Source organism: Chitinophaga filiformis, from assembly GCF_900102545.1.
Lineage (GTDB): Bacteria > Bacteroidota > Bacteroidia > Chitinophagales > Chitinophagaceae > Chitinophaga > Chitinophaga filiformis.
This window is the reverse complement of record NZ_FNBN01000014.1, coordinates 71,195-84,234: the sequence shown is the minus strand read 5'-3', so window position 1 is coordinate 84,234 and position 13,040 is coordinate 71,195. Positions and strand designations below refer to the sequence as shown.

General features: G+C 47.2%; 9 protein-coding genes. 4 read left to right on the top strand and 5 right to left on the bottom strand.

Annotation, left to right across the window (positions count from 1 at the left end; all coding sequences use genetic code 11):
• Positions 1-57 precede the first annotated feature (57 nt).
• Positions 58-435, bottom strand: a complete 378-nt coding sequence (locus BLR32_RS32375; protein ID WP_143011669.1) for a hypothetical protein — start codon at positions 433-435, stop codon at positions 58-60.
• 128 nt (positions 436-563) lie between these two features.
• On the opposite strand from BLR32_RS32375, the gene BLR32_RS32370 reads away from it, so the two are divergent.
• Positions 564-1,259: a LytR/AlgR family response regulator transcription factor gene (locus BLR32_RS32370; RefSeq protein ID WP_089838595.1), complete on the top strand. Its 696-nt coding sequence runs from the start codon at positions 564-566 to the stop codon at positions 1,257-1,259.
• A 410-nt stretch (positions 1,260-1,669) separates the two neighbouring features.
• Here the strand turns inward: BLR32_RS32370 and BLR32_RS32365 are convergent, their stop codons facing one another.
• Positions 1,670-3,901, bottom strand: coding sequence for a transferrin receptor-like dimerization domain-containing protein (locus BLR32_RS32365; RefSeq protein WP_089838593.1), 2,232 nt, complete (start codon positions 3,899-3,901; stop codon positions 1,670-1,672).
• Positions 3,902-4,170: 269 nt separating this feature from the next.
• Between BLR32_RS32365 and BLR32_RS32360 the strand changes: the two genes are divergently transcribed.
• From BLR32_RS32360 to BLR32_RS32350, 3 genes are all read left to right on the top strand, one after another.
• Positions 4,171-4,377, top strand: a complete 207-nt coding sequence (locus BLR32_RS32360) for a hypothetical protein (RefSeq protein WP_089838590.1) — start codon at positions 4,171-4,173, stop codon at positions 4,375-4,377.
• Positions 4,378-4,850: 473 nt separating this feature from the next.
• Positions 4,851-7,085: a hybrid sensor histidine kinase/response regulator gene (locus BLR32_RS32355; protein ID WP_089838589.1), complete on the top strand. Its 2,235-nt coding sequence runs from the start codon at positions 4,851-4,853 to the stop codon at positions 7,083-7,085.
• 138 nt (positions 7,086-7,223) lie between these two features.
• Positions 7,224-7,406 (top strand): hypothetical protein, encoded by a 183-nt coding sequence (locus BLR32_RS32350; RefSeq protein WP_089838587.1) that lies wholly within the window; start codon positions 7,224-7,226, stop codon positions 7,404-7,406.
• A 253-nt stretch (positions 7,407-7,659) separates the two neighbouring features.
• Here BLR32_RS32350 and BLR32_RS32345 read toward each other — a convergent pair whose 3' ends face one another.
• The 3 genes from BLR32_RS32345 to BLR32_RS32335 all read right to left on the bottom strand — a co-directional run bounded on the left by BLR32_RS32345 (position 7,660) and on the right by BLR32_RS32335 (position 13,040).
• Entirely contained in the window at positions 7,660-8,139 is a 480-nt protein-coding gene (locus tag BLR32_RS32345) for a nucleoside deaminase (protein ID WP_089838585.1), read from the bottom strand.
• A 190-nt stretch (positions 8,140-8,329) separates the two neighbouring features.
• Positions 8,330-10,954: an ATP-dependent chaperone ClpB gene (gene clpB / locus BLR32_RS32340; RefSeq protein ID WP_089838583.1), complete on the bottom strand. Its 2,625-nt coding sequence runs from the start codon at positions 10,952-10,954 to the stop codon at positions 8,330-8,332.
• Between the two features lie 154 nt (positions 10,955-11,108).
• Complete coding sequence (locus BLR32_RS32335; RefSeq protein WP_089838581.1) at positions 11,109-13,040, bottom strand: DUF3857 domain-containing transglutaminase family protein; 1,932 nt, start codon at positions 13,038-13,040, stop codon at positions 11,109-11,111.

Sequence of the window (13,040 nt, the reverse complement as noted above, 5' to 3'; positions counted from 1 at the left end):
TCACCATAGACGCCTGTCTACGGTATTAAATAAGGATAATAAAAGAGAGAGGAAAAATCAGACTACAGGAGGCCCACGCCAGTCACTGAGTGTAACGGCGACACTGATATAGGAATTTTTATATCCGCTATAAACAGCAGGAATATAAACAAAGCATGTTTTGATACGGATACTGGGCACAAACAGGCATAGCTCATGATAGTCATTTAATGCCCTGGTACGATGATTATACTTACGGATACTACTTTTAAAACATTGCTCTCCGCTAATAGCTGTTACATCTGCCTGGTTATTATCAGCATGAGATATAACATTAGCAGTATAGGCATGTATTATTGTCTGTGATCCGGAAGCAATAAATGGGGACTCTTCCTGCAGCAGTGGCAGGAGAAAGACGCATGAAAGGAAAAGTAAAAGCCTTTTGAGCTGTTTCAAGTCGAGACCCATTTATATGCATGCAAGATATTTAAACAAATTTATAATACATAGCCCTCCCCACGGTTTTAAGCGAATTATAATGTCTGTTCCGGCATCCCGGTATGGAGCTTGTGTATATTTGCACTATGAACTGCCTGATAATCGACGACAACAAACTGGCGCGCACTGCAATGAAGCAGTTGGCCAGTCATGTAGATCAGCTACGTGTAGCTGGCGAATGTGCCAGTGCAATAGAAGCCTATAATATCCTGCAGAAGGAAAAGATCGATCTCTTACTGCTTGACATTGAAATGCCCGGTATGAACGGCATCGAGCTGACACGTAACATCGGGAAGAAAGGCCCTGTCATCATCTTTACCACTGCCAAGAAAGACTACGCATTGGAGGCCTTTGAACTGCATGTAGCAGATTATCTTATCAAGCCTGTTACCCCCTCCCGCTTCCTGCAGGCTATAGAACGAGCGAAAGAGCTACATCAGGCTACCGCCCGCGAAGTGCATGATACCGACAACGAGTTTGTCTTCATCAGGGATAGCGGTACACTGAAACGTATCAAGCTGGATGAAATTCTCTACCTGGAAGCCATGGGCGACTATGTAAAACTGCATACTCCCCAGAAATTCCATGCGGTGCATTCCACCTTAAAAGCCATCGAAGAGAGATTGCCCGACGCAAAGTTTATGCGCGTACATCGCTCTTACATTGTGGCGCTGGATAAGATCGACTCCATTCAGGATGGCGCTATTGTTATCTCAAAGAACGCTGTCCCGGTTGCAGATGCTTATCGTGCTGCACTTAACAGCCGGTTGAACTTATTATGATCTCCCGCTGGTCATTGCGCCGTAGCTTTACGGAAGCTGCCAGGCGCCTTACCCCAATAAGGAAATGCGTGTTTATATGGACGCGTTGATAACGCGGATTATTCGAGATAATGCTACTCTAACTCAGGGAGATTAGCAGGGGTGGTTATGAATATATCACAAAGTTACCTGGAAAAAGGAAGAAAAGGCGTGCGGGAAATACTGATTTTATGCCGCTTAGATGCCGCTTTGATACCGCTAATCCTGCGTTGATCTTACGTTCATGAACGCAGGATCAACGCAGGATTAGCGGTATTAAAGCGGTATCTAAGCGGTATCAAAACGGTATCCCATACTGAAACCGGACTACTTAACGTAAATATAAATACTTAGCTGTACAACCGCTGTAACTGTAAAAAAGCTAAATCGCCTTATTTCAATCCCGCCGTCACCTGTTGCAGATAATTCGTCAACCGGTTCACCGCCTCCGCTGCGATAGCGATCTGCTCCTCTACTTCCTGCCATCTTCTCTGTTCGATGGCCTCCCGGATACCGGGAAGGGTCTTCACACCATAACCTGTATAAAATCCAGGCGCATACACCGTGTGTTTATACCAGGCCCTGTTTGGCAATCCCTTATCATACAACAGCTGTTGTTCCGCCTGATAAAGCGCCTTATTGAGCGCATCTGTTTTCTCTCCAGGAACAGGCGCTTTGGTCCTCGCCTCCTGCAATTGCTGGGTAGCTTTATCCAATGCCACCAATGCATTCTGCAATTTTGAGAAGTCAATATAAGGTACCTCCGATTTTACAGATGGCGCTTTAATTGGTTTACTGATATCAACTGTCAGTTCGTAAGCCTTGTTATTGATGACCTGATTCTCCACTGCAGTAGATTCTCTCATCTGTTCCATCAGTGCAATCAGTTCTGTTGTATACCCGTTGATGGTTTTGGAAAGACTGCGGAAGTCAAATGGTAATACATCCGCATCTGCCAGTCTCAGGGCCGCATGACCACCGAATTTGGACAATGCTACCCCATACTCAAAACCGGGATCTTTAAAGCGGGAATAGTTCTCATAGGTATCGTAGATCGAGTGGTATTCTCCACCTGCACCTTCTCCGCCGAAACCAACATTCAAAGACGGAATTCCGAGGTGCTGCAGGAAAGACGAATAATCAGACCCCGATCCCAGTGCGCTGATCGTCATATCCTTCTTCGCCAGCAAGTCCTTTTTGGCTTTCACCGTAGCTGCTGATACGATATCAGACGCCTGCTTCCTTTCGAGGACAGTTACCTTAGTTTGCGGATCGATAATCCCTTTAGCAATCTCCCCTGCAAAAGGTTCGAGTGCATGTGAACCACCTATGCCGAGAAAACCACGGCTATTTCCATCAGAGTTGATATAAGCAACCGCCTTCTGCTGTAATTCAGTTGCATGCGCTTCCACCCATTCCGTAGAGCCCAGCAATCCGGGTTCCTCACCGTCCCAGGCCGCGTATACCAATGTCCTCTTAGGTTTATATCCCTTCTTCGCCAGCACACCAATAGCCTTCGCCTCTTCCAGCAAGGCTGCCAGTCCGCTGACAGGATCCGCAGCGCCATACACCCAGGCATCGTGGTGGTTACCCCTGATCACCCACTGGTCAGGCTGCTGACTTCCCTTCATAAAAGCGATCACGTTATAAGCAGGTACCATCTTCCAGTCAAATTCCAGCTTCAGGTGCACTTTCGCCTTACCCGGACCAATATGATAAGTGAATGGCAGGGCGCCTCTCCAGCTTTCAGGCGCAACCGGACCATCCAGTGCTTCCAACAATGGCGCCGCATCATGGTAACTGATCGGCAGTACCGGTATCTTTAAAAGATTGGTTGCGGCCGACCTTTCCAGTCTTTTCGCATTTTCCGTGGCTCCTACGCCAGGAGTGAGCGGATCCCCCGGATAGATCACCATATCCATAATAGAGCCCCTTTGGACCCCGTATTCGCTTTTAAAAGGCCCCTGCGGATATACATCTCCCTGGTAGTACCCATCATCTTTAGGATCGGAATAGATCAGGGTACCGATAGCCCCATGTTCCTGTGCCACTTTCGGCTTGATGCCCCTCCAGGAACGGCCATATTTGGCGATCACGATCTTACCCTGCACACTGATGCCCAGCCTTTCCAGGTATTCATAGTCCTCCGGTAAACCATAATTCACAAATACCAGTTCCCCGGTCACATCACCATCGGCGCTCCAGGCATTGTAGGTGGCCAGTTCATCCGGCTGACCAGTACTGGGATCTTCCCTAAGCGCAGGCTCTTTGAGCACCGCCTTATAATTCTCCGGATAGCTGGCTTCCAACACCCGGGTTTTCGGAGTCGGGAAAAGCACCTGGTAGGTCTCTATCCTGGCATCCCAGCCGTAGCTTTTAAACTGTTGCAGGATGTTCTCTGCCACCCACTTATCCCTTGGCATACCGAGATAGTGTTGCTGGGCCGACAAGGTTTTGATGTTATTCCCAATAGCGGCGGCGCTCAGTTCCTTGTCGAAACTGGCTTCCAGTTGCTGGTGCTGTTGGCTGTGTTCACTACTAAAACCACTCAGTTTCTGCTGGGCATAAGTGCTTTGCAATAATAAAATGAGGGCGATACCTGACGTGATCTTCTTAGAATTCATGCAAAAAGAGGGTTTATATTGGTTGACGTTATGTCGGTTTACGTAGGTGGCGAACAAATATAATATATCCCAACGACAGTTGTTCCTCTTCCGCCGACGGCTGATGCCTGTTAAACAATTTACCCGCATGCCCCCTTCATATGCCATGTATCTTTGGTTCAACAAAGCAATTGAGCAGGACAGTTAATGAAACAAATGAGCAAATCAATTGATCAACAGCTGAACGACCAATTGTCCAACTATTAATCATCAAATAAAAAATACGAATCATGAAAAAGTTAGGAATTCTGATGGCCGCTGCAATGATCTTCGCAGGTACCGCCACATTTGCTGCTAAACCTGTACATACAGCTAAAGCTGCAACTGCTAAAACTACAACTGTTAGCGCTAAACAACAGGAGAAACCTAAAACAGCTACCGCCCCACACGCAAAGAAAGCTCATAAGAAACATCACGCGAAGAAAGCTGCTAAATAAGCAGCAGATCAACAGCTTTGCGGACCAGGTGGTGCTGAAGAAAACGGAACATTCGATTTTAAACAAGCAAAGGTAAACGGACAGAACGGACAGTAAGCACAAACCGAACACGCAAAGAAAGCACATGAGAAACATCACATGAAGAAAGCTGCTAAATAAGCAGCAGATCAACGGGTGATGCGGTTCAGGAGGTTCTGAAGAAACGTAAATATCGATTTATACAAGCAAAAGAAACGGACAGAACGACCAGTAAGAACCTATTGGACAAGCACAACCTGAAGAATCATGAGAGCAACGGGCGCGCGAAAGCTTGTCTAAAATAAGATTTGGGTTTATCAACAAGAATGACGGGTGACGAATAAACAGTATTCGTGATTCGTCATTCGTTTTGCCAGCACCCCGGCAACCAACAAGCAAAAAAGCAGGCAAAACAAAATACATTCGTAATTTTAAATAAAATATTCTCCGCGAAAATGCAGCCGAAGCTGATTAAATATTACTTACTGGGCCTGTTCATCCTGGGACTTGTACTATTCATCGTGCTGCAATTTAACTCAGCTCAGAATATACGTAAACTCATCTCCGGCAACGAAAAACTCCTCGACGAATTAAACGTCAAAAACGAACTGCAGAAATTACAAACCAGTATAGCCAAAACCGATAGTAAAGTACGCGGTGCAGTGATATCACAGGACTCACTGAATATCACCGGCATAGAAGCCGAAGTGGCCCTCATCAAAGCCGACCTCCAGGAAATTAATAAGCTCGTCAGCAATGACAGCACAGAGAAATTGCTCACCCAGCTGAATTACCTCGTAGAAGAAAAGAACAAACTGAACATCGCTATACTCGACACCTTTTATACGAAAGGTAAATGGCCCGCAGAGCGGATCATCAACGCCCAGAAAGGCAAACGCCTCGGCGACGCTATTACGGTCATTCTTCATTCCCTCGACAGCACCCGGCAGACGGAAGTGAATCATACTACGCATATGATTGACACCAGCGGACAAAAAGCCCTGAACTGGGGTACCATCATGCTGTTTTTCGCCTGCATTTCCAGTCTGTTGTCATTCCTGTACATCACCAGCAGGATCTACAAGCAGGAACAACTGATCGAGGCACTCAATCAATCGCGACAGCAGGAAAAGAAACTGACCATCATCAAAGATCAGTTCCTGGCCAATATGAGCCACGAAATAAGAACGCCCATGAACGCCGTATTGGGCTTCACGCACCTGCTGCAGCAACAACCCATGAATGACAAGTCAAAAGAATACGTGACCGCCATTCAGCACGCCGGCGAAAACCTGCTGGACATCATCAACGATATACTGGATATCTCCAAAATAGAATCCGGCATGATGCGGCTGGAGCCCGTATCCTTCAGCTTACGCGGCATGCTGCATTCCCTGGAACTGATGTTCCAGCCCAAAGCACTGGAAAAGAAACTGGAATTATCCTTCAGCATAGATACCCATGTACCCGACATCCTTTATGGAGACGTCATGCGACTGACACAGGTGCTCGTCAACCTGGTCAACAACGCTATCAAATTTACGCCCCAGGGAAAGGTACAGGTAAGGGTCAGCCGGCTCAACTCCGAAAACGGCGTACGGTTATTATTCACCGTCAGCGATACCGGTATTGGCATCGCCCCCGACAAGGTAGCTACCATCTTCGACCGGTTTAACCAGGCGGAAGCAGACATCACCCGCAAATTCGGTGGAACAGGCCTGGGACTGACCATCGTACGGCAACTTGTAGAGTTACAACATGGCAGTATCAGCGTTGAAAGTGAACCGGGGAAAGGCAGTACATTCAAGGTGGAACTACCTTATACATTGGGAGAACTATTGCCCGACAGTGGAGAAAGCCACAACTATTCCCAGGATAATTTCGCCTTGCCACAACAACCGGATATACGGCTGCTGGTAGCGGAAGACAACAAAATGAATCAAAACCTCCTGCGGCATCTGTTGGGTAACCGGCAGCTGCATTACCAGTTGGTGAACAACGGACAGGAAGCATTATCCGCTCTATCCAGACAGCATTTTGACCTGGTACTGATGGATCTTCAGATGCCGGAAATGGATGGTTATACGGCCACAAAAAAGATCAGGGAGGAATTGCAATCCAATATTCCTATTATCGCCATGACCGCACATGCCATGTCGGGCGAAAAGGAAAAATGCCTGCAGGCAGGGATGAATGAATACCTGGCGAAACCCATACGGGAAGGAGAATTGTACCGTATGATACAGGTCTTTACCGGCAAGAGCAGCACGCCGGAACTCTATGCCCGTCAAAACGGGTATACTGCCTTTCACAATGGCAGCAGCAACGGACAGGCTACGGAACATGAAACCGCTCCCCTCGTACAACTGGAATATCTGCAACAGCTGTCGATGGGCGATAAAGCATTCGAACAGAACATGCTGCAGCAGTTCGTTACACAGCTCCCCGACGATCTTTCCCAGCTGAAAAAAGCCATCGATGAAGGATCGGTAACCGCTATACGTAGTTCCGCGCATAATATAAAAACGACTATTTCCTTTATCGGATTGGAAACCAGCTTATACCCCCTGCTGGAAGCGCTTGAAAACCTGGATAATGCATACGATGCAGCCTTTGTGGCAGAGCAGTATAATACACTTAAGACTCTGTGTATAAAGGCTTTAGAAGAAACGCTGAGATTGCTGTTATAAGCCTACCTTTCCTTTTCCCTTTTTCACCGACAGTTAATCCCTGTTCATCGAAACCGCCCGGTCAGCGGCTCTTTCAGCCTTAATTTTACATCAGCAATTAGAAATAATTCATCTCTCAATCACAAAAAATTATTAGTCATGAACATCAAGAAAAGTCTTATTGTAGCAGCAGTATTTATGAGCGCCAGCGCTGCAGTTTTCGCACAGACACCAGCACAGAAACCAGCAAAGAAAGAAAAAGCAAAGACTGAAAAGCCTGCTGCTGACACAGCTAAACCTGCGCACAAAATGCACAAACACGCTGCTCCTAAAGCTCAGTAGTCTTAGTGTCCAAACGAAGAGATTTGATATGGAGGCTGGCCGGAAGGTCAGCCTTCGCTTTTTGGGGTTAATACATATTTGGGGGCGGGACGTCCGGGGGGGCCATTCCACGGGGTTGTCACCCCGGGCTACAAACACTACGGCTCCTAACGGAGCCGATTGATGTTTTGTTGGATGCATGTTATGAACTGGAACACGTGTTATCCAATTGTCAATTGATAAAATGCAACTCGATTACGGGCTTCATTTGAAATCAATACAAGGTCTTATCCCCTTTTATCTGCCAATCTTTAAACACCTCCAAAGCCGCTTCAGATGGAAAGGCAATAAACGGGATCCTCTTGCTGTCATGAGGCACTCCAATCTCCTGATAGATGAATGAATCATCGAAATCAATCGCTGCAGCATCCTCTTTTGTATTGGCAAAATAAACGCGTTGCGGGCGCGCCCAGTAAATGGCGCCCAGGCACATAGGGCAAGGTTCACAGGATGTATAGATCTCACAGTCATGCAACTGGAAAGTGCCTAAGCGGGTGCAGGCATCCCGGATGGCCATGACCTCGGCATGCGCAGTAGGGTCATTGTGGGATAACACCTGGTTCCAGCCCCGGCCAACAATCTCTTCTCCTCTCACTACGATGGCCCCAAAAGGACCACCCTCTCCGTTCTCCATTCCCTGCCGGGAAAGATCAACCGCTATCTGCATAAACCGCTTTTCTCGTTCTCCAATCATAAGATACTTTTCATTGTTATTTTAAACAGTCCGCTTGGGGCAATGGTACCCGGCGGCAATTGCTTGTGTTGTTCTCAAAAATACGCAAATTTGACGCGCCTCCCTTACAGCATAAAAAAACCCGGATAAAGAATTATCCGGGTATTCGTAACTGTATATCGTCGTATTTGAATATAAAGTCTTTCTATGCTTATGCATTCACGGTATGATGACTGCTATTGTTTCTTACCACTACCACTCCATCGAAAACATCTATCAATACCGGTTTGCCTTTATCGATGTCCCCTGCCAGGATCTTTTTACTCAGCAGGTTAATGATCTCTTTCTGTATCAGGCGTTTCAGCGGTCTTGCCCCGAACTGCGGATCGTAACCCTGGGTGGCAAGATACTCAAGCGCATAATCAGAGAATTCCAATATCATGCCATTTTGCGCGACCAGGTCCTTTAACTGCTGTAACTGGATGTTAATTATTCCCTTAATTTCATTACGCAGTAATGGCTGGAACATAATCACCTCGTCCACGCGGTTCAGGAACTCCGGCCGGATGGTCTGTTTGAGCAGATTCATTACTTCAGCCTTGGTAGCATCCACCACATCCTCACGGTTCTTTTCATCTATCCTTTCGAAATTCTCCTGGATGATCTGGCTACCCATGTTGCTGGTCATGATGATAATGGTGTTCTTAAAGTTCACCACACGGCCTTTATTATCTGTCAGCCGTCCATCGTCCAGTACCTGCAACAAAATGTTAAAAGTATCCGGATGCGCTTTTTCTATCTCATCCAGCAGCACCACGGAATAAGGTTTACGCCTTACCGCTTCTGTCAGCTGGCCGCCTTCATCATAACCCACATATCCCGGAGGTGCACCTATCAGGCGACTCACTGCATGTTTCTCCTGGTATTCACTCATGTCGATACGCGTCATCATCGAGTCGTCATCAAACAGATACTCTGCCAATGCTTTCGCCAATTCAGTCTTACCAACACCGGTAGTACCCAGGAATATAAAGGAACCGATCGGACGTTTAGGGTCCTGTAAACCGGCTCTGCTTCTGCGGATAGCATCAGACACTGCGATGATCGCTTCTTCCTGTCCTACTACCCTCTTATGCAGCTCATCTTCCAGGCGAAGCAGTTTATCCCTTTCGCTCTGCAGCATCCTCGATACCGGAATACCGGTTGCCTTAGCCACGTTCTCCGCAATATCTTCCGCGTCTACCTCTTCTTTCAACAGCCGCTTATGGTCGGAGGATATATCGTTCAGTTCTGCCGTATACCGGGTGATCAGTTCTTCCTGTTCTTTTACCTTTCCGTAACGGATCTCAGCTACCCTGCCATACTCCCCATTACGTTCAGCCTGTTCAGCTTCCAGTTTCAGGTTTTCGATGGCGCCTTTGGCATTCTGCAGTTTATCTACAATCTCCTTTTCTGCCTGCCATTTCGCTTTGAAGGTGCTGCGTTGTTCGCCCAGTCTGGCTATCTCTTCATTCAGCTCGCGCAGTTTATCTTCGTCGTTTTCACGTTTGATGGCCTCTCTTTCAATTTCCAGCTGCCTGATACGGCGTTCCAGTTCATCCAGTTCTTCCGGCATAGAGTTCATTTCCAGGCGGAGTTTAGCCGCGCTTTCATCTATCAGGTCAATTGCCTTATCGGGCAGGAAACGATCGGTAATGTAGCGGTTAGACAGTTCTACCGCCGCAATGATCGCTTCGTCTTTTATCAGCACATGGTGATGGCTTTCATAACGTTCCTTCAGACCACGGAGGATGGATATAGCATCTTCCACGGTAGGCTCGTCTACCATTACCTTCTGGAAACGGCGTTCCAGTGCTTTATCTTTCTCGAAATATTTCTGGTATTCATTCAGGGTGGTAGCACCGATAGCACGAAGCTCACCACGCGCCAGTGCAGGCTTCAGGATGTTGGCAGCGTCCATCGCTCCTTCCATTGCGCCCGCACCTACAAGGGTATGGATCTCGTCTATGAAGAGGATCAGTTGTCCGTCGCTTTCAGTCACTTCCTTGATCACCGCTTTCAGTCTTTCTTCAAATTCACCCCTGTACTTTGCACCTGCCATTAATGCACCCATGTCGAGAGCGTAAATGGTCTTTGACTTCAGGTTCTCAGGTACATCTCCGTTGATGATACGGTGCGCCAGTCCTTCCACGATAGCCGTCTTACCTACACCGGGTTCACCCACGAGGATAGGGTTGTTTTTGGAACGGCGGGAAAGGATATGCAGTGTTCTGCGGATCTCCTCATCACGACCGATCACAGGGTCCAGTTTACCGGCCCTCGCCAGCTCGTTTAAGTTCTTTGCATACTTCTGCAGAGAATTATACTGGGTATCAGCTGTTTGGGAGTTGACAGTACTACCCTTGCGTAATTCGAGGATAGCGGCCTTTAGTCCTTTTTCTGTCACACCTGCATCTTTCAGCAGTTTGGCAGTGTCGTCGCTACCGCCGAGTAAACCCAGCAGCAGGTGTTCTACACTGACAAATTCGTCCTTGAACTCTTTGATACTGGCGCCTGCTCTCAGCATGGCATTGTTGGCGTCCCGGCTTAATACCTGTCCGCCTTCCCCACTGGCAATGCGGGGATATTTCTTTATTTGTTCATCCAGTCTTGTCGACAGGAAGTTGGTGTTTACATTATTTTTCTTCAATAGATAGTCTATCGCACTCTCCTGGTCATCCAGCAAGGCTTTCAGCAAATGTCCTGTTTCAATGGCCTGTTGCTGTCCATTGAAGGCTAATTGCTGCGCCCGTTGCAGTATCTCCTGTGATTTAATAGTGAAATTATTCAGATTCATAATCAGTAAGTTTTCTCCTTTTAACGCTATCTAAAAAACGTCCTTAAGAGAACAACAAAACATGATCCAAGGTTAACAGAGGGGGCAATTTGGCAGAAATACCGGTACCGGACTGCTCTTTTTACAGCATTTTCGGTACCGGACTGCAATTATTTCACTTTTTGACCAGTACTATCCTGGCTCGATCAGCTTTATACATACCATTATAGAACTTCTCCAGTTCCGGGAATGCGGAGGCCGGGTAAGATCCTCCTTTATGCTCTATGGAACGCATATAGGTAATTACGTTGCCTTCTACTGACACTTTGGAAGCGTAGTTACCGAAAATGCTTTGTAAGGCCACTGGCTGAGGCAGTGCTTCAGGTGTATACCCCTCGGGAATAGTGATCTTTACAGTATCGATATCCCGGAAGGCATCGGCAAGGTAAATATCTGATTTGCGGGCAGTATCCGCGGTGACGCGTCTACCCGTTTTAGTCAGTAAATTAGGCTCGAGGAACATACGTTTGCCCGTAACAGTGGCATAGTTGTGGGCAGCGATCTCCAGGTGTTCGTCAATAGCTGGCAGGGACTCCTTTAATTGTTTGCACTCGTAGCCGTTCACGTCATAACTGGAGAAATAACCCGCCTGTCTCAGTCGCTCGAGGATCTTTTCTTTCGTCAGCATATTTATCCGTGCATGCAGGTCGTCCTGCTGCAAACCAGTATAGCGGGTATCCGCTTTCAGTGTCATATCACCCGTTTCCGCAATGGTGGCGCTGATATGACGTATCTGTTGATTCTGCTCCATAGTGTACACCGGGGTGTGGACCAGTTTACTCCCTGTTTCATCCACAAACAGTACCGGCCTGTCGGCAGTAAAACCTCCGAGGTATCCTACCGGATAAAAGGAACTTGTACATTCCAGCCAGGTGCTGTCTTTAGTGCCTGGCGCGCAGACAATGACATGGTTAAAGCGGGTAGAAGGAAAGCCTGCCTCTGTCACATCTTTAGCATTATCACCTGCATAAACAAGCACACAGGATGCTTTTACGCCCGCTTCCTTCAGGAGCGCGCACATATAATTAGAGAGTGCTTTACAATCCCCATATCCCTTCGAGGCCACATAATTGGCATCAAAGGTCTGCCATCCGCCAATACCCAGCTGGATGCTGATATACCTTGTATGTTCCTGCAGATACTTATAAAGCTTTGCGATCTTCTCTTCGCGGCTCAGACCATCTGTTAGCTGATGGACAGTTTGTTTAACACCATCGGGCAACTGATCCCTTCCCTGGTTCAATATGTAAGCAAAACGTCCAAACTCCTCCCAGGTGTTCATAGATCCTTTATACTGCTGCATTTCAAAAGCAGCAGGCGCCAGCAATACGGTAGTTGTGCGTTTATACCATCTTGGAGCAAAAGGCTCGTCCGATTGGGCAGCCATATTCTTCACCTCCCAGGTATAAGTCTTGTCGCCACCATCATCTGTCACCGCCGGTTCACCCTTATAATTGAAATTGCGGTAACGTACCACATAATCTTTCGGAGCGGTTACCACCAGTTTACTTTGCTGTACCGCAAAAGATTCATCTTCCTGCGGTACCCAGTATGGGAGATAAAAGGAGTGATTGTATCTTACTTCCACTTCGTACTCCACTGTATGCGGGTATACGTTGTAATAGAACGCATGCTGTTTATACCTGTCGTCTGTCATCAGCGATTCACTGCCTACGCCACTCATGTCCTGTATATCGCTCTGTTTCAGCTTTTTAATAGGAAGACCCAGGGCATCATATAAGGTGCCCTTAATAGAGCGGAGATCTTTCAGCTTATCATATGATTCTATTACTCTCGCATACTTCTCTCCCTCTGCATCCAGCACTGTGATTACAAAATGGGTAGTCACCCTGACATCCCGGGGATCATTGATCTTAACGACCACCTCTTCCATCCGTTTCACCACATGTGCATTCTTCTTCAGTGAATCCGGGATCATAGCTGCCGGATAAACCGGGTCGCCCGCAAATACAGGCGTAAGAAAGAACAGGAAGCATACACAATAACAGATAGTGTATGCATGCTTCTTTGTGATATAGGTTAGCAT

Bases quoted from the DNA above. Each gene is read 5' to 3' on its own strand.
- BLR32_RS32370 (WP_089838595.1), top strand. From the start codon at position 564: ATGAACTGCCTGATAATCGACGACAACAAACTGGCGCGCACTGCAATG.
- BLR32_RS32365 (WP_089838593.1), bottom strand. From the start codon at position 3,901: ATGAATTCTAAGAAGATCACGTCAGGTATCGCCCTCATTTTATTATTG.
- BLR32_RS32360 (WP_089838590.1), top strand. From the start codon at position 4,171: ATGAAAAAGTTAGGAATTCTGATGGCCGCTGCAATGATCTTCGCAGGT.
- BLR32_RS32355 (WP_089838589.1), top strand. From the start codon at position 4,851: ATGCAGCCGAAGCTGATTAAATATTACTTACTGGGCCTGTTCATCCTG.
- BLR32_RS32350 (WP_089838587.1), top strand. From the start codon at position 7,224: ATGAACATCAAGAAAAGTCTTATTGTAGCAGCAGTATTTATGAGCGCC.
- BLR32_RS32345 (WP_089838585.1), bottom strand. From the start codon at position 8,139: ATGATTGGAGAACGAGAAAAGCGGTTTATGCAGATAGCGGTTGATCTT.
- clpB (WP_089838583.1), bottom strand. From the start codon at position 10,954: ATGAATCTGAATAATTTCACTATTAAATCACAGGAGATACTGCAACGG.
- BLR32_RS32335 (WP_089838581.1), bottom strand. From the start codon at position 13,040: ATGCTAACCTATATCACAAAGAAGCATGCATACACTATCTGTTATTGT.